This is a genomic window from Bacillus sp. FSL P2-0069, from assembly GCF_038593315.1.
Lineage (GTDB): Bacteria > Bacillota > Bacilli > Bacillales > Bacillaceae > Bacillus > Bacillus safensis.
In genome coordinates this window covers 147341-167785 of record NZ_CP151984.1, presented here as the reverse complement: position 1 = coordinate 167785, position 20445 = coordinate 147341, and the positions used below count along the sequence as shown (strand labels likewise).

Sequence of the window (20445 nt, the reverse complement as noted above, 5' to 3'; positions counted from 1 at the left end):
CATTGCATTCAATGTGAATGTATTACTTATTGTTATCTAGTTTTCAAAGAACAATCCTGTCTCGCTAGAGACATGTTTTGAAGGAATGATCCTTCAAAACTAAACAAGACGAAAACGTACGCTGCTCCATATATCCTTAGAAAGGAGGTGATCCAGCCGCACCTTCCGATACGGCTACCTTGTTACGACTTCACCCCAATCATCTGCCCCACCTTCGGCGGCTGGCTCCATAAAGGTTACCTCACCGACTTCGGGTGTTGCAAACTCTCGTGGTGTGACGGGCGGTGTGTACAAGGCCCGGGAACGTATTCACCGCGGCATGCTGATCCGCGATTACTAGCGATTCCAGCTTCACGCAGTCGAGTTGCAGACTGCGATCCGAACTGAGAACAGATTTATGGGATTGGCTAAACCTTGCGGTCTTGCAGCCCTTTGTTCTGTCCATTGTAGCACGTGTGTAGCCCAGGTCATAAGGGGCATGATGATTTGACGTCATCCCCACCTTCCTCCGGTTTGTCACCGGCAGTCACCTTAGAGTGCCCAACTGAATGCTGGCAACTAAGATCAAGGGTTGCGCTCGTTGCGGGACTTAACCCAACATCTCACGACACGAGCTGACGACAACCATGCACCACCTGTCACTCTGTCCCCGAAGGGAAAGCCCTATCTCTAGGGTTGTCAGAGGATGTCAAGACCTGGTAAGGTTCTTCGCGTTGCTTCGAATTAAACCACATGCTCCACCGCTTGTGCGGGCCCCCGTCAATTCCTTTGAGTTTCAGTCTTGCGACCGTACTCCCCAGGCGGAGTGCTTAATGCGTTAGCTGCAGCACTAAGGGGCGGAAACCCCCTAACACTTAGCACTCATCGTTTACGGCGTGGACTACCAGGGTATCTAATCCTGTTCGCTCCCCACGCTTTCGCTCCTCAGCGTCAGTTACAGACCAGAGAGTCGCCTTCGCCACTGGTGTTCCTCCACATCTCTACGCATTTCACCGCTACACGTGGAATTCCACTCTCCTCTTCTGCACTCAAGTTTCCCAGTTTCCAATGACCCTCCCCGGTTGAGCCGGGGGCTTTCACATCAGACTTAAGAAACCGCCTGCGAGCCCTTTACGCCCAATAATTCCGGACAACGCTTGCCACCTACGTATTACCGCGGCTGCTGGCACGTAGTTAGCCGTGGCTTTCTGGTTAGGTACCGTCAAGGTGCGAGCAGTTACTCTCGCACTTGTTCTTCCCTAACAACAGAGCTTTACGATCCGAAAACCTTCATCACTCACGCGGCGTTGCTCCGTCAGACTTTCGTCCATTGCGGAAGATTCCCTACTGCTGCCTCCCGTAGGAGTCTGGGCCGTGTCTCAGTCCCAGTGTGGCCGATCACCCTCTCAGGTCGGCTACGCATCGTCGCCTTGGTGAGCCATTACCCCACCAACTAGCTAATGCGCCGCGGGTCCATCTGTAAGTGACAGCCGAAACCGTCTTTCATCCTTGAACCATGCGGTTCAAGGAACTATCCGGTATTAGCTCCGGTTTCCCGGAGTTATCCCAGTCTTACAGGCAGGTTACCCACGTGTTACTCACCCGTCCGCCGCTAACATCCGGGAGCAAGCTCCCTTCTGTCCGCTCGACTTGCATGTATTAGGCACGCCGCCAGCGTTCGTCCTGAGCCAGGATCAAACTCTCCGAAAAAGTACAAAACCGAAGTTTTGCTTTTCGCCAGTTTGACTGACTACCTATGAAGTTTCATAGGATTTTTTTATAAAAACTCGAATTAACAGGTACGTTTTGTCTTGTTTAGTTTTCAAAGATCATCTCCGCCGTTCTTAGCGGCTTTAATAATATAACATTTCGCTTCATCTTATGTCAACAACTTTTTTCAAGTTTATTTCCCGAAGCGTTTTGTGTTTGTCACTGTGTGTCAGCGACGATTAATAATATATCACGAAAACATTCTATTGGTCAACGCCTTTTCGAAACTTTTTTTGAAATAGTTTTATTAAGCATCTTAAACCCTTGTCCTGCATACAATCAAGTAACAATCTTGGACAAGGCAGGAGTGTTTGAATTGAGTCGATTATATGTGTTGCCTATTAAACGGCTGAAGCAAGTTGTCATTATTCTTGTAGCAGCCCTTGCAGCTGCAACCTTTTTTTATGTACAAAAGGCACCGCCGCTGTCGGTATTTAAAACTGAACATGGACCCCGAGCCATTTATAAAGGAGAGACTTCATCAAAACATGTCTCTCTCACTTTTAATATTGGCTGGGGGGATGAGAAGGCTGTTCCTATTTTAAATGTCCTTCGAGAGTACGGTATAAAGAACGCCACTTTCTTTCTGTCTGCTTCTTGGGCTGAGCGTCATCCTGATATCGTGAAACAAATTAGGGAGGACGGCCATCAAATTGGAAGCCTCGGCTATGCTTATAAAAATTATAGCCAGCTTGAAGATAGTGAAATCAAGCAAGATCTTGTCCGTGCACAAAATACATTTCAAAAGCTTGGACTAGATGACATTCAACTATTAAGACCGCCAACTGGACAGTTTAACGAAACAGCACTGAAAATTGCCACACAGTACGGTTATACCGTTGTTCATTACAGCATCAATTCACAGGATTGGCTGAATCCGGGTGTCGACCAAATTGTTCAAAATGTAAATGATCGAATGAAAAGCGGAGACATTGTTCTCCTTCACGCCTCAGATTCAGCAACCCAAACCGCTCAAGCCTTACCAGCTATTTTGAAACAAATAAAAGAAAAGCATTTAAAAAATGTGACAGTTGGCGAACTGATCTCCAACACGAAAACAAAGTCATCAGAAGTTAAGTAGCTTTCGCTTTTGAAAACCGCGGCATCGCTAAAAGCTGAAACGCATTACAGCCTAATAGCGGGAACAGCATTAAATACAGCCAGTCCTCTTCATTGACTCTGAGCGCCGGGAACCATTCTAACGACGTGATGACGACCATGAGAAACATTGCAGAAACAAATGTTTTCTTAGAGGACTGCTGCTGTTTAAAATAAGCCACGATCAATGCAAACACACCGATAAAAACAGGCAGCCACAAGTATGGAAGAAATGAATCATTCTCCCCGAAAAACAAAAATCGCAAGTAAGCTAAATCAAACAGCACAAAAATCACAAGAAACAGCTGAATGGTATTCCATAAAGAATGTGACCGGAAAATCTCTAACGCAAACCGGTGCACCGTCAAGAAGACAACAAACCCCATCTGGCTAATGACACTAAAGATCATCCCTACACCAATGAACCAAAACAATACAGATGCGATCTCTAGAATTTCAAACGATATAAAAAGCTTCTGATATTTCCCCCACTCCAGCGCAAAGCCTACCACGCTTGTAATGACCGCTCCAACAGCTAGCACAGAGAAGAAAAAACGAACTAAATCCCGACTTTTCATTGAATTGATCCAACCCCTATTTTTGTTATGTATAAATTTACGTGAAACATTCATATTAAAAGTAAGACATGTAACGAAAGGAGCCACAGTATGTCAAAAGGCATCTTGCGTATAATGAGCTGTTTTCTTCTTTTATCTCTAACAGCTTGTGCTCCCAAAACCCAATCCTCATCTAATATGGACTATGACGAAACAAAAAAAATGGTCGTCGATATATTAAAGACAGATGACGGTAAAAAGGCCATTCAACAGTTATTAAATGACGAGGCAATGAATGAAGCTTTGGTAATGGATGAACAAACTGTGAAAAAAACGATAGAGAAAACACTGACTTCTGATAAAGGCAAAGAGTTCTGGAAGAAGGTCTTTGAGGATTCTAAATTTGCCGAGACTTTCGCAAAATCCATGCAGCAACAGCATGAAAGAATGTTAAAACAGCTAATGAAGGATCCTGACTATCAACAGCTGATGATGGATATTCTCAAGGATCCTGAGATGGAAAAGAAATACGGTGAACTGGTAAAAAGCAAAGAGTTTAGAAAACACTTAGAAAAAGTCATTACGGAAACATTAAGCAGCCCTCTTTATAAGAAGAAATTCGAAGATGAGCTCAAAAAGGCAGCATCTGAAAGCAGCAGTGATTCCGGATCGCAAGGAAGCGATTAGTTAAACATCACCCGAGTGGCATTCATCCACTCGGGCTTTCATTATGCTTTCACTGCTAATTGTTCAATGACTTTATTCGCAATGTGTTGATACACTTCTCCTGTCGGATGACTTGCATCATAGACAGAAGGCGCAAAATCATCCTCATTCCAATCAGGCTGTCTTAAAGGAATTTGGCCAAGGACTGATACACGCAGCTCTTCAGCCAGCTTGTCCCCGCCGCCTTTTCCAAAGACGTATTCCTTTTCACCTGTTTTTTTGCTTTCATAATAGCTCATATTCTCAACGACCCCGAGCACCTCATGATCTGTTTGCAGTGCCATTGCGCCTGCTCTTGCTGCAACGAAGGCAGCCGTTGGATGCGGTGTAGTGACAATAATTTCTTTACAGCTAGGCAGCATTGTATGAATATCAAGCGCTACATCTCCCGTTCCAGGCGGAAGGTCTAATAGTAAGTAATCTAATTCTCCCCACTCAACTTCGTGGAAGAAGTTATTTAACATTTTTCCAAGCATCGGTCCTCTCCAAATAACCGGTGCATTTTCTTCAACAAAAAAGCCCATTGAAATCACTTTGACACCAAAGCGCTCCACAGGAATAATTTTTTCCCCTTTAACTGTTGGTCTGACAGTGATTCCCATCATATCCGGTACACTAAAGCCATAAATATCAGCATCAATCAGCCCGACTTTTTTCCCTAGACGAGCCAGCGCTACAGCAAGGTTAACAGAAACAGTCGATTTACCAACGCCGCCCTTTCCACTCGCAATCGCTAAGAACTCAGGCGGATTTTTAGAGTTAAGCAGGGTTTCTTCCTCATCTTGTGATGGCATAAACTTTTCAAGTGTTTCCTGAGGCAGTTCCTCAAAACGAAGTCCTACTGTGTTAACGCCTGCTGTTTTCAAGGCTTGTACGATGTCTTGCTGCAGCTTCATCTGCTCAGCAGTGCCTGTTTTGGCAATGGCCACCTTTAGGCTCACATGCTCTTTCTCAGGCTTTAGGCTGATTTCCTTGATGGCATCCAGCTCACCAAGCGGTATATGAAGGAAAGGTTCGTCCATCTTCCCAACTAGTTTTCTCACATCATCTTGTCCGATCATAGCAGAACCTCACCCTTTATTGAATTCGTTTACAATCCAAGTATATCATACATATCCTTACAATGTCTGTCCTGTTTGCCTGCGATCAAAAGGAAAAAGCCCCTTATTCAGGCGGCTCTTTTTGCTCTGTTAAATATCTTAAAATCCCTTTATAAATAGAGGCAGCAATTTGATCCTGATATTTAGGTGTTGCCAGCTGGCCAGCCTCTTTCGGGTTGGAGAGAAATCCAATTTCCACAAGAGCTCCTGGCTTTGTGACATTTTGCATTAAATAAATGCCATTAATCCGCTTCGCCTTTCGATCTGTGTTTTCAAGATTCCTGCGCAATTCATCTTGAATGAACTTCGCTGCCTTTTCATTTTCTTCATACTTTCCGTAAAAAAACGTCTGAGCCCCGCTCCATTTGTTTGATGGTATCGCATTTAAATGAATGCTTAAATAGAGATCCGCTTCAGATTCATTGATGACTTTGACGCGGTTCCTTAAATCCTCCGCTTTCTTTCTGGCATATCCCCTTGTATTCTTTGATGATAAATCAGAATCATCCTCTCGGGTCATGAGAACAAGCGCTCCCTGCTCCTGCAAATAGTCACGTATCTTCATGGATACATCCAGTGCAATCTCTTTCTCAAGCAGTTCTCCTCCTACAGCCCCTCCATCTGGACCGCCGTGCCCCGGATCTAAATAGATGATCTTCCCGCTTAGAGGCAAATTCCACGATTTCCACGAATCATCATTTAGAAATTGAAACCTGAATAAGAATAAGAGGACAATAAACCCAATTAAAAACCCTGTCCACTTCAGCTTTCTTTTCATCCCTGTCCCTCCCATACACCATTATTTTATAGATATGGGACAAGGACTGGAAATATGCTTAGTGCAGCCGAAGCTTGTGTCTTTTTTCTGATTCACGAAAGCCTTCCTGCCACCACATGCTTAAAAAATCCTTTGCAAATGGATATAAACATGACATTTTCCGCTCCATACGGAACATATTCCCCCACGATTGCAAGCATCCTGCCAGCTCTTCAATCAGCTCAGCTTCCTCCTGGAAGGACCGCTTTTTGATATCGTCGAATGATTCGCCGTATTTACTCGACTCACCGTATCTCCCGCCAGCTAAGAAAGCTTCAATGGCGAAATCGATGCAGCCATCACTCATAATACCCGCTGGATCATCTGCAAATGGAAACAGCTTCTTTGTGAATTTCTCGGAAGCAGCCGTTACTTGTTGAAGAGACAATGTACGCAAAAGCTTCTTTTCAAGCGTGACATCTCGTTTTGTTTTCAGTTGATAAAATGAAAGCACTTCTGCCATGGACTGAACTCCTTTTTTCTTTGTATTGTTCGTTGGTTTGAACAAAACATGCAGTTCAGTAAATGGAAATGACGGCCTGTGAACGATCGGAATGGAAAATTGTGATAAAATAGACATTTACATATAGAAAGAAAAATAAAGGGGCAAAATCAATGAAGAAATGGATGTATATCCTGCTGCTACTTACAGTCGTCCTATCTGCGTGCAGCAGTCAAGCCAGCGAGAAAAAGAGCGATATGAAAGGAATAGCAGACATATCCTTAAAACAACTTTCAACACACAAAAACACGTATCTCGGTGACAATTCAGCCATTCGTGAAATCTTATCAGATCTTCCTGGAGGCGTCATTCGTGAATTTGAAATCATCGATAGGAAAGCATTAGACGTCACGTATGGAGTAAAAGAAAATGCAGGCTATACAGAAGAACAGTTTGACGCCTTCTGGTTTGATCAAAAGGATACGATCGAAAAAACGTATTTATACAACGCCATCGCACTTTTTATTCTGGTCGATAACGTAGAGCAAGTGACACTTAACATGAGCTCTAAAGACGAGCCGTCCGTCACGTTTAAAAGAAAACAGCTAGAAAAAGAGCTCCCTCACCCTTTTAAAAAGTACAAAGACGATACAGCGCTTTGGCAAAAGGAACTGGTTGATGGAGTTGTGAAGTCAAAAAAGAAACGCCAAGATGTATACAAAGCGTTTCCAATGCAGAAATAATAAAACAGAGGGCGATATCCCTCTGTTTATTTGATAATTATGTAGTGAAAGCCTGAATCAATCGTTGTCGAAAGTTTTGATCCCCTGCTGCAGTAAACATAAATTCGTTGAATACTTCCCCAATCCAGTGAGAATTCTTCGCTTTTGGATCATTGATAAAAAGAGAAATGCATATAGATGAGATATCCGTTTTTCGATATAAATTAGCTGTGAAAACAAACAACGTCGCTCCGCCTTTATACCAAATATATTGATCTTTTTCCGTCTTCAATGTTTCTCCAAGCACAATTTGGCTAAAAAGACCCTTTTCTTCTGTTGTTAACAACTCATCCTGCAGACGTTTCATAAAATGTGCATATTGATTGGTTGTAGACTTTGTCAGCTTTTGTGTCAGTAATGATTGAATATGAAAGCTTAATAAGTCATTTTTCATCATTTTTTCTTCTAACACCTTTTTATGCTCTGGGTCATTTTTCATGATATTAAAAATCTCACTCATTAGAGATTTATATTGCTCATGAGATACACCGCTCATTTGCTTTAATGCATCCTGCTCATGATCAGATACATAAGCGGGCCACAACAACTTTGGCGTCAGCGGCATGAGTTCATCATGTTCTATAAGACCAGCTTCTTTCATCCGATCATTGATCTTTTCTAAGCCCAGCCGGTCAATCAAATAATCCGTACAAGCATTCGAACTGAATTGCATCATCCCTTTGGCAACATCTAATAAAGTCGCATGCTCAGAAAAATTATTGACCTCCAGCCAGTACTTGTGTGAACCACCGTCTGTTCCATCAATATAATACCGTTCTATATCAGACAATGCCACTGCTGGATACAGCTTTAACAAAATGAAATAAAACCACTAATTTCACCGTACTTGCAAGTGGCGTTTTTTGATCAGCATTCCACTCTAACACCACATCTTCATTTTCAATGATTGTCACTGATACTTCCTTTTTGTTCTTTGTTACAAATGTCAAAAGGTCTTCCATCGCTTCCTTTAAACCGATTTTCTGCAACATGTTTCTCCTTTCCAAATAACAGAGGATTTACATGTTTAATATAACAAATATTTCAAATAAAGGCACAAAAAAGGCAGAGGTTCGTGAATCCTCCGCTTCTTGTTGTCCTTATTCATGGGGCAGATGCAGCTTCATTCCTTCATGTGTGGCTTCAAACCCTAATTTCTCATAAAAATGGCGTGCTTCTGGCCTCTGTTTGTCTGTTGTCAGCTGAATCATATGACATCCGCGGTCGCTTGCGCGTTGTATAGCCCACTTTATGAGCATCGAGCCGACTCCTTTTCCTCTATGGGCCGAAGCCGTACGAACTCCTTCGATGGATGCTCTCCATCCTCCTTGATGTGTAAGAAATGGCGTCATGGTTAACTGAAGAACCCCAACTGCTTCTTCCTGGTCACACGCAACAATGAGTTCAATATTTGGATCAGCATCGATTGAATGAAAGGCTTTAATATAGCTTTCTAATAACGGGCGAGTGTAACGCTCTCTCTTTTGACCTAACTTATCATCTGAAAGCATGAAAATGATTTTGTCGAGGTCTTCTTGCACAGCTTCTCTAAATGTCAATTGATTTAAATTCAATGAAAGCACCTCCTATGATGGATGGAAACCATCTTCACTTACCAAAATACCAATTGCAACCGTTTTTTTTATAAGATTTGATCAGCTGCTTTTTTTAACCACATAACTAGGCGGCAGTGTGTACCCTTGGTTTTCTTGAATGGGAAAACTCAATGATAAGAAATGCTTCAAAGATCCTCATGGCGAAGTCCCTCTTCTGCTTATTTGATCTGATTATATCAACATCGAAAGCGGAGTGATATTTGAAATGGTGAATTACTTCATATCATGAAAACTTATCAAGCCCTCTTCACGAACCATTCCTCTTGTAAGATGGCATAGTAAAACTCATCCCACCACTCATTTCCTTGTGGTATACATTTTTTAAAATACCCCTCTCTCCTCATCCCCATTTTCTCCATCACTCTCCACGATGGCACATTCTCAGGCTGACAAGTGGCAATGATCCGATGTAAGTTTAGTGTGTGAAAACCATGATGTAAGACAGCATACGCCGCTTCTGATGCATAGCCCTTGTTTTGATAGGCAGGATTGAAGACCCAGCCAATCTCATATGTGTGCTCACCAAAGTAAGAATGAAACACGATATGTCCGATGCATATCTGATCTTCTTTTAATAGAACAGCAAAATTCTTGGCTTTTTTAAGACGATTATTTTTAACAAATTCCTTCGCATTTTCTTTAGAAAAAACACCTTCCGGAATATACTTCATCACCGCCGGATCAGATGTATATGCATAAACATCATGCCAATCATCCTCAGCAAATGATCGAATGAAACACCTTTCTGTTGTTAGATTCATATGACACCCCTCCATAGACTTCGTTTTTTAAACAGAAACCTTGCTATGATCCTATTTTATATGTTTCCAAACAGAAAAAAACACAAATAAAAAAGCACCAGCAGGATGCTGATGCTTTTTTTATAAGGTTTGTCTGTAACAAACCTTTGTAAAACGTCCATACAATATAAAATTGATTAACGTTTTGAGAACTGAGGTGCGCGACGTGCGCCTTTAAGACCGTATTTCTTACGCTCTTTCATACGAGGGTCACGAGTAAGAAGTCCAGCACGTTTAAGTGATGTACGGTACTCAGGATCTACTTCTAGAAGAGCACGAGAGATACCGTGACGAATTGCTCCAGCTTGACCAGAGAATCCACCACCGTGAACATTTACAAGAACATCGTAGCTGTTAGCTGTTTCTGTGATGTTCAAAGGCTGTTTCACGTCTTCGATTAAAGCAGCGAATGGAATGTATTCAGTAATTTCACGATTATTAACGACGATACGGCCTTCACCTGGAACTAAGCGAACGCGCGCTACAGAACTTTTACGACGACCTGTACCGTAATATTGAACCTGTGCCAAATTGTTAACCTCCCTTATAATTAACCGCGAAGTTCGTAAACTTCAGGTTGTTGTGCTTGATGTGGATGCTCAGAACCACGGTACACATTTAATTTTTTGAACATTTGACGACCTAGTGGACCCTTTGGAAGCATACCTTTGATAGCAAGCTCCAGCATTTTCTCAGGGTAGTTTGTACGCATCTCAAGAGCAGTTCTTTGTTTCAAACCGCCTGGGTGCATCGTGTGACGGTAGTAAATTTTGTCCGTCAATTTCTTACCTGTTAATTCAATTTTCTCAGCATTGATGATGATGACGTGATCACCTGTATCAACGTGTGGTGTATAAGTTGGTTTGTGCTTACCGCGCAAAAGTGATGCTACTTCAGTAGAAAGACGACCTAGAGTCTTGCCTGCCGCATCAACAACTAGCCATTTGCGCTCAATTGTGCTTGCGTTCGCCATTGGTGTTGTACGCATGAGTTTCCCTCCTAAATAAATCAATGAATTTTCCTTGAATCAAATGCTACGTTCTATTTCAAAACACAGATAAGTCTTCCGGGGCTTATTTGTGGGGTTGAAATACATACCATATGATATCTTATAACTTTCTGCTTCCTGTGTCAAGAACATGTTACACCTGGTTTAGTTGTCATAGAAAACTTCCCATAAATACAGTCCGTGACTAGGCGCAGTCTTGCCTGCCGCTTCGCGATTTCGGGCGGCAAGCATAGCTTTTATCTCCTCAGGGTGAAATTTACCAGAACCGATTTCAAGCAACGTTCCAGCGATAATCCGCACCATGTTGTATAAAAAGCCATTCCCTCTCACACGCATTTCAAGCCCGTCTGAGACGTTTTTCCACTCGAGGGCATAAATAACCCTCACCTTGTCCTGAACCTCTGTATTGGCCGCACAAAAGCTTGTAAAGTCATGTGTCCCAATCAGGTGCTCAGCGGCTTCTCTCATTTTATCGATATCCAGCCGGTAAGGATAGTGGCAGGCATACTGTCTCGTGAACACATTTTGGTGTGTTTCCGTTGAGACCTTATAACGGTACTCCTTCGAAACAACACCAAATCTGGCATGAAACGAGTCATCGACCTCCTCAGCCTTTAGAACACGGATATCATCCGGCAGCAAGCTGTTAAGGGCAAAAGGCCATCTCTCCATCGGGATCGAGAGCGGGGTGTCAAAATGGATGACCTGTCCCTTTGCATGGACACCGCTGTCCGTCCGGCCGGAAGCCACAATCGGAATCAGTTCATCCTGTTTGTGCATTCTTGCAAGGGCTGACTCTATCTCCGTCTGAACGGTTCGCTGCCCTGGCTGCACCTGATAGCCTTTAAAATGTGTCCCATCGTAGGATACGGTACATTTGACCTTCATCTAGGAATCACCTAATTTCTAAGCAGCACAAGGAGTGCTGTTAACAAGATGAATAAAAGCAGCGTGAACGTGTCCTTCATGCCCCAGACAAGCTGACGGTACTTCGTCCGTCCTTCTCCCCCGCGGTAGCCTCTCGCTTCCATCGCGGTCGCCAGTTCTTCTGCACGCTTAAACGCACTGACGAAAAGCGGAACAAGCAAAGGAACGATGGCTTTCATGCGATCCTTTAAAGGCCCGCTTGTAAAATCAACACCTCGTGCCATTTGTGCCTTCATGATTTTATCCGTCTCTTCTAATAACGTCGGAATAAACCGAAGAGAGATGGACATCATGAGAGCAAGCTCATGAACAGGCAGTTTGATTTTACGGAATGGGTGCAGAAGCTTCTCCATCCCGTCTGTCACTTCTATAGGCGTTGTAGTTAACGTAAGAAGTGTCGTCATCATGATGAGATAGACAAAACGGAGTGAAATGAATATTCCTTGCTTTAAACCTTCTTCATAAATATTCAGAAAACCAAAATGGAATAGCAAGGCGCCATCCTTTGTCATGAAAATATGCAGAATAAAGGTAAACAGGACAATCCATAGGATCGGCTTCATTCCCTTGAGAATAAAGTATAGCGGCACCTGAGAAACCATCACCACAAGGATGGTAAAGACACCTAAAAGCCCGTAAGTGATGTAATTATTAGCAAAAAAAACAATAAAGACAAAAAAGAAAATTGATAACAGCTTTGTCCTTGGATCAAGACGATGGACAAAGGATGAACCTGGCACATATTTGCCGATAATCATACTATCCATCATGATGTCGTGTCCTCCTGATAAAGAGCTGTTAAGGCTTCTGCCATTTCATCCATGGTCAGAAGCGGCCTTGGAAACGTAATACCAAGCTTTTCTTCTACAGTCTGCTGGAATTTAATCGTTTCTGGGAGGTCGAGACCAAACGAAGACATGTCTGTACGATTGGCAAACAACTCTCTCGGCGTGCCTGTCGCCTTCACTGTCCCTTTATGCATCACAATCATTTGATCCGCATAATGAGCGGCATCTTCCATACTGTGTGTGACCAGAATCGTGGTGAGGTTTGCCTTTTGATGAAGGTCATAGAACATGTCCATGATTTCCTTCCGCCCGCGTGGATCCAGCCCAGCAGTCGGCTCATCAAGCACAAGCACCTCTGGCTCCATCGCTAAAACGCCTGCAATCGCCACACGTCTCATTTGACCGCCGCTTAGTTCAAAGGGAGATCGAGATAATAAGGACTCAGGAAGACCAACCAGTTTCAGCATCTCCTTCGCCTTCGCTTCTGCCTTCTCTTGAGGAACGCCGAAGTTCATCGGGCCAAAGCAGATATCCTTGAGGATGGTTTCCTCAAAGAGCTGATGCTCAGGAAACTGAAACACGATGCCTACCTTTTTCCGGAGGGGTTTCATATCCTTCTGCTTTTTATTGGCTTGTAAAACTGTCTTTCCAAGCACAATGCTCCCCTTCGTTGGTTTGAGCAATCCATTTAAATGCTGCAGCAATGTAGACTTACCAGAGCCCGTATGACCAATGACAGCGACATAGCTGCCCTCTTTGATGGAAGCATTGACATCATACAAAGCGAGACGCTCAAACGGCGTTTTCATTTGATAACGATGCTCTAATTCTTTGATCGTAATGTCCATAGCTCTTTCACCAATCCTTCTTGTGTCAAATGGGCATTTGCAAGCGGCACACCTTGCTGCTTCAATTGCTTGCTCAATCGATAGGAAAATGGCAGATCAAGTCCAATCTGAACCAGCTGTTCATCTAGTTCAAATACTTCCTCTGGCGTTCCCTCGGCAAATTTCTTCCCGCCATTCATCACAATGACGCGGTCTGCTTTGGCAGCCTCGTCTAAATCATGTGTGATGGAAATGACTGTGACTGTTCCTTGTTCCTTCAGTAGTCTAACAGTCTCTAACACTTCTTCACGGCCAATCGGATCAAGCATTGATGTTGCTTCATCCAAGATCATGATGTCAGGGCTTGCGGCAAGCACACCTGCAATGGCGACTCTCTGCTTCTGCCCGCCTGATAGATGGTGCGGCTCTTGATCAAGAAACTCCTGCATATTGACCTGTTTGACAGCCCAATCTACACGTTCTATCATCAATTCCCGCTCAACCCCGTTATTTTCTAAACCAAAAGCCACATCATCACGAACTGTTGAGCCCACAAATTGGTTATCTGGGTTTTGAAAGACCATTCCGACCTTTTTGCGAATATCCCACACACTTTCTTCTTTAAGCTCAATCTCTCCAACCTTGACCGTACCAGCATCCGGTAAAATGAGCCCATTCAGCACACGGGCAAGTGTGGATTTACCTGAACCGTTATGACCAACAATGGCGAGCCATTCATTTTGATTCACATGCAGTGACACTTGATCTAAAGCGGGCTTGTCCACATCCTTGTGATAACGAAATACAATGTCCTTTACGTCAATTAATGTCTTCCCCATCTCTACCGGACCTCCTCTCAGCTCAACCTCTTCTTTGCTTATTCTTAAAAAAGCCGTAGTACCTAAAAAAGGGCATAGATCCAGTTATGAACTGTCCCGCCCTTTCTTAGATACACGATATGTGATTAAACTAATTCAATGACAGCCATTGGTGCGCCATCGCCGCGACGAGGTCCAAGCTTCATGATACGAGTGTATCCACCTTGGCGATCTTCGTAGCGAGTTGCAACGTCAGCGAATAATTTTTGAAGTGCATCTTGGTTTGTTTCAGCGTTAGCTACTTCATTACGAATGTAAGCTGCAGCTTGACGGCGAGCATGAAGATCTCCGCGTTTGCCAAGAGTGATCATTTTTTCAACTACAGAGCGAAGTTCTTTCGCACGTGTTTCAGTTGTTTCGATGCGTTCGTTGATGATCAAATCAGTCGTTAGGTCACGAAGCATTGCTTTACGTTGTGCACTAGTGCGTCCTAGCTTTCTGTATGCCATGTGATGTCCCCTCCTTAATTAGAGATGCTGTATGAATAAAAAACACACGAAAATCCTAGTTCACAATGAAACTAGTCAATCGTCTTTACGAAGACCCAGTCCAAGTTCTTCTAGTTTCGCTTTCACTTCTTCAAGAGATTTACGTCCAAGGTTACGAACTTTCATCATATCCTCTTCTGTCTTGTTAGCAAGCTCTTGAACAGTGTTAATACCCGCACGCTTCAAACAGTTGTAAGAACGAACAGAAAGATCAAGCTCTTCAATTGTCATTTCAAGCACTTTTTCTTTTTGGTCTTCTTCTTTCTCAACCATGATTTCAGCATGCTGAGCTTCGTCAGTTAACCCAACGAAAATATTCAGGTGTTCAGTTAAAATCTTAGAACCTAGAGCGATCGCTTCTTTCGGTCCTGTGCTTCCATCAGTCCATACATCTAGTGTTAATTTATCATAGTTTGTGATTTGCCCAACACGGGTGTTCTCCACTTGATAAGTCACACGAGATACAGGTGTATAGATTGAGTCGATCGGAATCACACCGATTGGCTGATCGTCTCTTTTGTTTGCATCAGCAGGATTATACCCGCGACCTCTTTGTGCAGTTAAGCGAACACGGAAGCTCGCATTCTTGCCAAGAGTTGCGATGTGAAGATCTGGATTTAAGATTTCAATATCGCTGTCGTGTGTAATATCAGCAGCTGTTACAGTACCTTCATCTTGTACATCAATTTCAAGCGTCTTCTCTTCTTCAGAGTAGATTTTGAGTGCAAGCTTTTTAATGTTTAAGATAATCGTTGTAACATCTTCAACCACGCCTTCGATCGTTGAGAATTCGTGTAAGACACCATCTATCTGGATCGATGTTACAGCTGCACCAGGAAGTGAGGATAAAAGGATACGACGAAGGGAGTTCCCTAAAGTGGTACCATATCCACGCTCAAGTGGCTCTACGACAAACTTGCCATACTTGGCATCGTCGCTGATTTCAACCGTTTCGATTTTTGGTTTTTCAATTTCGATCATCTAATAAAACCCTCCTTCAAAACGTCGAAACCTCGAATAGAATCATATGAGATTCCATCCGAAATTCCTCATTGTTTAGTCCCGTATGTGCTCAGGCAACGAGTCGTGTATTCGTCTCATAAATAACTGTATCATAACCCATTATTGACAGGGACACAAAATCTATACAAACAAATTACACGCGGCGACGTTTTGGTGGACGGCATCCGTTATGAGGAACTGGAGTTACGTCTCTAATTGCAGTAACTTCAAGACCTGCAGCTTGAAGTGCACGAATTGCAGCTTCACGACCAGAACCAGGACCTTTAACAGTTACTTCAAGTGTTTTAAGACCATGTTCGATAGAACCTTTAGCAGCAGTTTCAGCAGCCATTTGTGCAGCGAAAGGAGTAGATTTACGAGAACCTCTGAATCCTAATGCACCAGCACTTGACCAAGAAATTGCGTTTCCATGAACATCAGTAATCGTTACAATCGTGTTGTTGAAAGTGGAACGGATATGAGCGATTCCAGCTTCAATATTCTTTTTCACGCGACGTTTACGCGTATTTTGTTTACGAGCAGCAGCCATTCTTTAACTACCTCCTTTACTTATTTTTTCTTGTTAGCTACAGTACGACGCGGACCTTTACGAGTACGCGCGTTGTTTTTTGTGTTTTGTCCACGAACAGGAAGTCCTCTACGATGACGGATTCCGCGGTAGCTTCCGATTTCAATTAGACGCTTAATGTTAAGTGAAACTTCACGACGAAGGTCACCTTCTACTTTAAGTTTGTCAATGATATCACGGATTTTACCAAGTTCGTCTTCAGTTAGATCGCGAACGCGAGTGTCTTCAGAAACACCTGCTTCTTTAAGGACTTGTTGCGCAGTCGTACGACCAATTCCAAAAACATATGTTAAAGAAATGACAACACGCTTATCACGTGGAATATCTACACCAGCAATACGAGCCATGATTTGGGCACCTCCTTGTTATTAGCCTTGTTTTTGTTTATGTTTTGGGTTTTCACAGATCACCATTACTTTTCCTTTTCTGCGAATCACTTTACATTTTTCACAGATAGGTTTAACAGATGGTCTCACTTTCATGTGTTTCCAACCTCCTTCTTCCGGAGTTGCTTTATTTGTAACGGTACGTAATTCTACCACGAGTTAAGTCATATGGAGATAATTCTACCGTAACTTTGTCTCCAGGTAAAATGCGAATGAAGTGCATACGGATTTTTCCTGATACATGAGCCAAAACTGTATGACCATTCTCTAGTTCAACTTTGAACATTGCGTTTGGCAAAGTTTCTGCTACAGTACCTTCCACTTCAATTACATCGTCTTTCGCCATTCAAGTGTTCTCCCTTCTTCAAATCAGTAACTTGCTCTCTGACAAATGCCCAAATGAGAATCTCTCAATTGTTCATCTATCACCCGACCTGTTTTGAATATACTGTTCTGAACTTCCGGAGATACGCAATCATAAAAGGTTATATGATTGATATTTTTTCTTAGGAGAATGAAATTTACGCTTTTCTCCGTCTGCGATTAGTACATGGCAGCCAACGAACATGCCGATGACACCTGTATACTGATCTTGTTCTTTCTTTGGACTATACAGACAACCTGCCCGATTTGGGCCTGAAAGGCTTCAGTGAAGACCTAAATCTTAGTCAGTATATCAAAACCTGTATCTGTAATCGCAATCGTATGCTCAAAGTGAGCACACTTTTTCCCATCAACCGTTACAACCGTCCAGTTATCAGCCAATGTTTTCACATATCGGCTGCCTGCGTTCACCATCGGTTCGATGGCCAACACCATCCCAGGTTTTAGCCGCGGGCCTTTGTTGGGCGGACCATAATGAGGAATTTGAGGGTCCTCATGAAGATCCTGTCCGACCCCATGTCCAACATATTCTCTAACAACTGAAAAATTTTCATTTTCAACATACGTTTGTATGGCATGGGAAATGTTCGACAGACGTTCGCCTGGCTTTGCTTCCTGTAAGCCTTTATATAGAGATTCCTCTGTGACTTCCAGTAGTTTGCGGTCTTCATCACTGATTACCCCAACTGGATAAGTCCAAGCAGAGTCACCATGATAGCCATTTAACTTTGCGCCAATATCGATACTAATGATGTCACCATCACGTAAAACCCGTTTACCAGGAATACCGTGAACGAGTTCTTCATTCACCGAAACGCAAATGCTCCCGCGAAAACCATTATACCCTTTAAAAGATGGGATTGCACCCTGCTTTGTAATAAAACGTTCGGCAATTTGATCCAATTCTTTTGTCGAAATACCTGGTTTTATATGTTTCTTCAGCTCTTCATGAGTCAGTGCGACAATACGTCCAGCTTCTCTCATAATCTCAAGCTCGCGAGGAGTTTTACAGATAATCATTTATTTAATCCTCCAAGCAGGTCCTTGATATCTGCATACACATCGTTAATGTGCTTCGCACCATCAATGTTTACAAGATATCCTTTTTCTGAATAGAAGTTCAGTAAAGGTTCAGTCTGCTTTAAGTTTACTTCAAGTCTAGTCGAAACGGTTTCTGCATTATCATCTGCACGTTGATAAAGCTCGCCTCCACACTTGTCGCAAACATTTTCTTTCGCAGGTGGATTGAATACTAAATGATATGTTGCTCCGCAATTTTTGCAAATTCTTCGGCCAGTCAGACGCTCCATCAAAGCATCTTTATCGACTTTAATATTAATGACATAATCAATCGTTCTGCCAAGGTCCTTTAGAATTTCTTCTAAAGCTTCAGCCTGAGCGACTGTTCGCGGAAATCCGTCCAGAAGAAAACCTTGTTCACAATCATTTTTGCCAAGTCTTTCTCTAACAATACCGATTGTGACCTCATCAGGAACAAGCTCTCCTTTATCGATAAAGGATTTTGCTTCGAGCCCAAGTTGTGTCTCCTCTTTCATAGCAGCGCGGAACATATCTCCTGTTGAGATATGAGGAATCCCATAATCATCAACAATTCGTTCTGCCTGAGTGCCTTTACCAGCACCCGGAAGCCCCATTAAGACTAAGTTCATTTCGGATTTCCCCTTCCTTACTTAGAGAGGTTGGGCAGCTGCCCAGCCCTCTGTTTTATTTCATAAATCCACGGTAATTTCGTTTCACTAATTGGCTTTCAAGCTGTTTCATTGTTTCAAGTGCAACACCTACAACAATGAGAAGACTTGTGCCGCCAATTTGTGCAGCGGAAGGTAATCCAGCGAATTGAATGAAAAAGATAGGAAGTATTGAAATCACGGCTAAGAAAATGGCGCCCACAAACGTGAGTCGGTACAAAATGCTCGTAATTCTATCTTGAGTCATTTTCCCTGGACGAACTCCCGGGATATAGCCACCCTGCTTTTGCAGATTTTCAGCCATTTGTTCAGGATTGACTTGGACAAAGGCATAAAAATATGTGAAAGCAACAATCAGTGCTACATAAATCGTCATACCGATTGGCTTAGTATAGTCAAAGTTGTTGGTTATCCAAGTTGTCACATTATTGGTTCCGAAGAACGATGCGATCGTCTGCGGAGTAATAATGAAAGAAACGGCAAAGATGACTGGAATCACCCCTGCTGGATTCACTTTCAATGGAAGGTGCGTTGCTTGACTAGCAGACATTTGTGCACGGCCAGTTCCCTTTGAATATTGAATTGCAATCTTTCTCACTGCCATTTGAATGTAAATAACACCGATAACAATGACAAGAATGGCAATGACAATAAGGGCAATTTTAAGGATTTGCATGAACAGCTGTCCATCTCCACCTACAAATTGTTGAGCGTACACTTGTTTTAATGTTTGAGGGATACCAGCGATGATACCGGCAAAGATAATAATCGAAATACCATTACCAACACCGTGAGCAGTAATCTGCTCACCCAGCCACATTAAAAATGCTGTTCCCGCAGTGAGTACGACCGCAATTAAGAGATACGTTGAAACACCAGGGTTTTCAATCAGCATGCCTCCTGCCATATTGTTGAATCCATATGACATTCCCAGCGCCTGGATAAATCCTAGAACAATTGTAAAATACCTTGTGAATTGTGCTAATTTTCGGCGGCCAACCTCTCCTTGCTTTGACCACTCAGTAAACTTCGGAACAACATCCATCTGCAAGAGCTGAATGATGATCGAAGCAGTGATATACGGCATAATCCCCATTGCAAGAATGGAGAATTGGAAAAGTGCCCCGCCCCCAAACGTGTTGAGGATTCCGAAAACACTCATTTGATCCTGTGCCTGGAGAACATCGGCGTTCACATTAGGCACAGGGATGAAAGCACCTATACGAAAGACGACTAACATTAAAAGTGTGAATATAATCTTATTCCGTATATCTTTCACGCGCATAAAATTGGAGATTGTCTTAAACAAGTTAGATCACCTCGGCTGTACCGCCAGCAGCTTCAATCGCTTCTTTCGCAGAAGCAGAGAATTTATTGGCTTTTACAGTTAATTTTTTTTCTAATTTACCGTTGCCAAGAATTTTTACTCCTGCTTTTAACTTGCTTATTGCACCAGTCTCTAGAAGAAGTTCAGGAGTTACTTCCGTTCCTTCGTCAAAACTGTTTAATCTGTCTAAGTTGATTACCGCGTAATCTTTACGGTTAATGTTTGTAAAACCACGTTTTGGAAGGCGTTGGAATAAAGGCATCTGACCACCTTCGAAACCAGGGCGTACACCGCCGCCAGAACGAGCGTTTTGACCTTTATGACCTTTACCAGAAGTTTTACCGTTACCTGATCCAATACCACGACCAACACGGTTGCGTACTTTACGTGAACCTTCTGAAGGCTTCAATTCATGAAGTTTCATTTGGGCACCTCCTTATCGAT

General features: G+C 42.9%; 27 protein-coding genes, 1 rRNA gene and 1 pseudogene. 3 read left to right on the top strand and 26 right to left on the bottom strand.

Going from position 1 to position 20445, the window contains the following annotated elements:
* Positions 1-140: 140 nt before the first annotated feature.
* Positions 141-1689, bottom strand: a 16S ribosomal RNA gene (locus NSQ34_RS00970).
* Between the two features lie 376 nt (positions 1690-2065).
* Between NSQ34_RS00970 and pdaB the strand changes: the two genes are divergently transcribed.
* A complete protein-coding gene (pdaB, locus tag NSQ34_RS00965; protein ID WP_024425619.1) occupies positions 2066-2830 on the top strand; it encodes a polysaccharide deacetylase family sporulation protein PdaB in 765 nt (254 codons plus the stop codon).
* Here pdaB and NSQ34_RS00960 read toward each other — a convergent pair.
* Entirely contained in the window at positions 2823-3425 is a 603-nt protein-coding gene (locus NSQ34_RS00960; RefSeq protein ID WP_034283864.1) for a KinB-signaling pathway activation protein, read from the bottom strand. The genes pdaB and NSQ34_RS00960 overlap by 8 nt on opposite strands.
* Positions 3426-3515: 90 nt before the next feature.
* On the opposite strand from NSQ34_RS00960, the gene gerD reads away from it, so the two are divergent.
* On the top strand, positions 3516-4091 hold the full coding sequence (gene gerD / locus NSQ34_RS00955) for a spore germination lipoprotein GerD (protein ID WP_098677672.1): 576 nt from the start codon (positions 3516-3518) through the stop codon (positions 4089-4091).
* A gap of 41 nt (positions 4092-4132) precedes the next feature.
* On the opposite strand, the gene NSQ34_RS00950 is transcribed toward gerD, so the two are convergent.
* The 3 genes from NSQ34_RS00950 to NSQ34_RS00940 form a co-directional block, all read right to left on the bottom strand.
* Complete coding sequence (locus NSQ34_RS00950) at positions 4133-5191, bottom strand: Mrp/NBP35 family ATP-binding protein (RefSeq protein WP_098677673.1); 1059 nt, start codon at positions 5189-5191, stop codon at positions 4133-4135.
* A gap of 103 nt (positions 5192-5294) precedes the next feature.
* Positions 5295-6008, bottom strand: a complete 714-nt coding sequence (cwlD, locus tag NSQ34_RS00945) for an N-acetylmuramoyl-L-alanine amidase CwlD (protein ID WP_034283867.1) — start codon at positions 6006-6008, stop codon at positions 5295-5297.
* Between the two features lie 58 nt (positions 6009-6066).
* On the bottom strand, positions 6067-6510 hold the full coding sequence (locus NSQ34_RS00940) for a DUF2521 family protein (protein ID WP_034283869.1): 444 nt from the start codon (positions 6508-6510) through the stop codon (positions 6067-6069).
* A gap of 152 nt (positions 6511-6662) precedes the next feature.
* Here NSQ34_RS00940 and NSQ34_RS00935 point away from each other — a divergent pair, with 152 nt between their 5' ends.
* Positions 6663-7232, top strand: coding sequence for a DUF4825 domain-containing protein (locus NSQ34_RS00935; protein ID WP_098677674.1), 570 nt, complete (start codon positions 6663-6665; stop codon positions 7230-7232).
* Between the two features lie 37 nt (positions 7233-7269).
* On the opposite strand, the gene NSQ34_RS00930 is transcribed toward NSQ34_RS00935, so the two are convergent.
* The 21 genes and pseudogenes from NSQ34_RS00930 to rplO form a co-directional block, all read right to left on the bottom strand.
* Positions 7270-8088, bottom strand: a complete 819-nt coding sequence (locus tag NSQ34_RS00930) for a serine hydrolase (RefSeq protein ID WP_242026033.1) — start codon at positions 8086-8088, stop codon at positions 7270-7272.
* On the bottom strand, positions 8054-8260 hold the full coding sequence (locus tag NSQ34_RS00925; protein ID WP_242026031.1) for a hypothetical protein: 207 nt from the start codon (positions 8258-8260) through the stop codon (positions 8054-8056). Before NSQ34_RS00925 ends, NSQ34_RS00930 begins: the two co-directional genes overlap by 35 nt.
* Positions 8261-8371: 111 nt before the next feature.
* Entirely contained in the window at positions 8372-8845 is a 474-nt protein-coding gene (locus tag NSQ34_RS00920) for a GNAT family N-acetyltransferase (RefSeq protein ID WP_141545668.1), read from the bottom strand.
* 278 nt (positions 8846-9123) lie between these two features.
* Positions 9124-9648, bottom strand: a complete 525-nt coding sequence (locus NSQ34_RS00915; RefSeq protein ID WP_034283874.1) for a GNAT family N-acetyltransferase — start codon at positions 9646-9648, stop codon at positions 9124-9126.
* Positions 9649-9824: 176 nt separating this feature from the next.
* Complete coding sequence (gene rpsI / locus NSQ34_RS00910; protein WP_039175996.1) at positions 9825-10217, bottom strand: 30S ribosomal protein S9; 393 nt, start codon at positions 10215-10217, stop codon at positions 9825-9827.
* Between the two features lie 20 nt (positions 10218-10237).
* Positions 10238-10675, bottom strand: a complete 438-nt coding sequence (gene rplM / locus NSQ34_RS00905; RefSeq protein WP_003217042.1) for a 50S ribosomal protein L13 — start codon at positions 10673-10675, stop codon at positions 10238-10240.
* Positions 10676-10840: 165 nt separating this feature from the next.
* Entirely contained in the window at positions 10841-11584 is a 744-nt protein-coding gene (gene truA / locus NSQ34_RS00900; RefSeq protein ID WP_034283879.1) for a tRNA pseudouridine(38-40) synthase TruA, read from the bottom strand.
* Between the two features lie 11 nt (positions 11585-11595).
* Positions 11596-12393: an energy-coupling factor transporter transmembrane protein EcfT gene (locus NSQ34_RS00895; RefSeq protein ID WP_034283880.1), complete on the bottom strand. Its 798-nt coding sequence runs from the start codon at positions 12391-12393 to the stop codon at positions 11596-11598.
* On the bottom strand, positions 12390-13259 hold the full coding sequence (locus tag NSQ34_RS00890; protein ID WP_176967284.1) for an energy-coupling factor ABC transporter ATP-binding protein: 870 nt from the start codon (positions 13257-13259) through the stop codon (positions 12390-12392). Before NSQ34_RS00890 ends, NSQ34_RS00895 begins: the two co-directional genes overlap by 4 nt.
* On the bottom strand, positions 13235-14077 hold the full coding sequence (locus NSQ34_RS00885) for an energy-coupling factor ABC transporter ATP-binding protein (RefSeq protein WP_061110679.1): 843 nt from the start codon (positions 14075-14077) through the stop codon (positions 13235-13237). The genes NSQ34_RS00890 and NSQ34_RS00885 overlap by 25 nt, the downstream gene beginning before the upstream one ends.
* Before the next feature lie 125 nt (positions 14078-14202).
* Entirely contained in the window at positions 14203-14565 is a 363-nt protein-coding gene (rplQ, locus tag NSQ34_RS00880) for a 50S ribosomal protein L17 (RefSeq protein ID WP_003216944.1), read from the bottom strand.
* A 75-nt stretch (positions 14566-14640) separates the two neighbouring features.
* Positions 14641-15585 (bottom strand): DNA-directed RNA polymerase subunit alpha, encoded by a 945-nt coding sequence (locus NSQ34_RS00875; RefSeq protein WP_003217009.1) that lies wholly within the window; start codon positions 15583-15585, stop codon positions 14641-14643.
* Positions 15586-15760: 175 nt separating this feature from the next.
* Complete coding sequence (gene rpsK / locus NSQ34_RS00870) at positions 15761-16156, bottom strand: 30S ribosomal protein S11 (protein WP_003217231.1); 396 nt, start codon at positions 16154-16156, stop codon at positions 15761-15763.
* Positions 16157-16176: 20 nt separating this feature from the next.
* A complete protein-coding gene (gene rpsM / locus NSQ34_RS00865) occupies positions 16177-16542 on the bottom strand; it encodes a 30S ribosomal protein S13 (RefSeq protein ID WP_003217023.1) in 366 nt (121 codons plus the stop codon).
* Positions 16543-16563: 21 nt separating this feature from the next.
* A complete protein-coding gene (rpmJ, locus tag NSQ34_RS00860) occupies positions 16564-16677 on the bottom strand; it encodes a 50S ribosomal protein L36 (RefSeq protein WP_003156543.1) in 114 nt (37 codons plus the stop codon).
* 31 nt (positions 16678-16708) lie between these two features.
* Positions 16709-16927, bottom strand: a complete 219-nt coding sequence (gene infA / locus NSQ34_RS00855; RefSeq protein ID WP_003217190.1) for a translation initiation factor IF-1 — start codon at positions 16925-16927, stop codon at positions 16709-16711.
* Positions 16905-17193, bottom strand: a pseudogene (locus NSQ34_RS00850) (RNA-binding protein). Before NSQ34_RS00850 ends, infA begins: the two are co-directional and overlap by 23 nt.
* A 45-nt stretch (positions 17194-17238) precedes the next feature.
* On the bottom strand, positions 17239-17985 hold the full coding sequence (map, locus tag NSQ34_RS00845) for a type I methionyl aminopeptidase (RefSeq protein ID WP_003217210.1): 747 nt from the start codon (positions 17983-17985) through the stop codon (positions 17239-17241).
* On the bottom strand, positions 17982-18635 hold the full coding sequence (locus NSQ34_RS00840) for an adenylate kinase (protein ID WP_034283883.1): 654 nt from the start codon (positions 18633-18635) through the stop codon (positions 17982-17984). Before NSQ34_RS00840 ends, map begins: the two co-directional genes overlap by 4 nt.
* A 55-nt stretch (positions 18636-18690) precedes the next feature.
* Entirely contained in the window at positions 18691-19983 is a 1293-nt protein-coding gene (gene secY / locus NSQ34_RS00835; RefSeq protein WP_024425603.1) for a preprotein translocase subunit SecY, read from the bottom strand.
* A gap of 1 nt (position 19984) precedes the next feature.
* Positions 19985-20425, bottom strand: coding sequence for a 50S ribosomal protein L15 (gene rplO / locus NSQ34_RS00830; protein ID WP_003216888.1), 441 nt, complete (start codon positions 20423-20425; stop codon positions 19985-19987).
* Between the last annotated feature and the right edge of the window lie 20 nt (positions 20426-20445).

Coding starts and splice junctions, on each gene's coding strand:
- NSQ34_RS00960 (WP_034283864.1), bottom strand. CDS start 3,425: ATGAAAAGTCGGGATTTAGTTCGTTTTTTCTTCTCTGTGCTAGCTGTT.
- gerD (WP_098677672.1), top strand. CDS start 3,516: ATGTCAAAAGGCATCTTGCGTATAATGAGCTGTTTTCTTCTTTTATCT.
- NSQ34_RS00950 (WP_098677673.1), bottom strand. CDS start 5,191: ATGATCGGACAAGATGATGTGAGAAAACTAGTTGGGAAGATGGACGAA.
- cwlD (WP_034283867.1), bottom strand. CDS start 6,008: ATGAAAAGAAAGCTGAAGTGGACAGGGTTTTTAATTGGGTTTATTGTC.
- NSQ34_RS00940 (WP_034283869.1), bottom strand. CDS start 6,510: ATGGCAGAAGTGCTTTCATTTTATCAACTGAAAACAAAACGAGATGTC.
- NSQ34_RS00935 (WP_098677674.1), top strand. CDS start 6,663: ATGAAGAAATGGATGTATATCCTGCTGCTACTTACAGTCGTCCTATCT.
- NSQ34_RS00915 (WP_034283874.1), bottom strand. CDS start 9,648: ATGAATCTAACAACAGAAAGGTGTTTCATTCGATCATTTGCTGAGGAT.
- rplM (WP_003217042.1), bottom strand. CDS start 10,675: ATGCGTACAACACCAATGGCGAACGCAAGCACAATTGAGCGCAAATGG.
- truA (WP_034283879.1), bottom strand. CDS start 11,584: ATGAAGGTCAAATGTACCGTATCCTACGATGGGACACATTTTAAAGGC.
- NSQ34_RS00895 (WP_034283880.1), bottom strand. CDS start 12,393: ATGATGGATAGTATGATTATCGGCAAATATGTGCCAGGTTCATCCTTT.
- NSQ34_RS00890 (WP_176967284.1), bottom strand. CDS start 13,259: ATGGACATTACGATCAAAGAATTAGAGCATCGTTATCAAATGAAAACG.
- NSQ34_RS00885 (WP_061110679.1), bottom strand. CDS start 14,077: ATGGGGAAGACATTAATTGACGTAAAGGACATTGTATTTCGTTATCAC.
- rplQ (WP_003216944.1), bottom strand. CDS start 14,565: ATGGCATACAGAAAGCTAGGACGCACTAGTGCACAACGTAAAGCAATG.
- NSQ34_RS00875 (WP_003217009.1), bottom strand. CDS start 15,585: ATGATCGAAATTGAAAAACCAAAAATCGAAACGGTTGAAATCAGCGAC.
- rpsK (WP_003217231.1), bottom strand. CDS start 16,156: ATGGCTGCTGCTCGTAAACAAAATACGCGTAAACGTCGCGTGAAAAAG.
- rpsM (WP_003217023.1), bottom strand. CDS start 16,542: ATGGCTCGTATTGCTGGTGTAGATATTCCACGTGATAAGCGTGTTGTC.
- rpmJ (WP_003156543.1), bottom strand. CDS start 16,677: ATGAAAGTGAGACCATCTGTTAAACCTATCTGTGAAAAATGTAAAGTG.
- infA (WP_003217190.1), bottom strand. CDS start 16,927: ATGGCGAAAGACGATGTAATTGAAGTGGAAGGTACTGTAGCAGAAACT.
- map (WP_003217210.1), bottom strand. CDS start 17,985: ATGATTATCTGTAAAACTCCTCGCGAGCTTGAGATTATGAGAGAAGCT.
- NSQ34_RS00840 (WP_034283883.1), bottom strand. CDS start 18,635: ATGAACTTAGTCTTAATGGGGCTTCCGGGTGCTGGTAAAGGCACTCAG.
- rplO (WP_003216888.1), bottom strand. CDS start 20,425: ATGAAACTTCATGAATTGAAGCCTTCAGAAGGTTCACGTAAAGTACGC.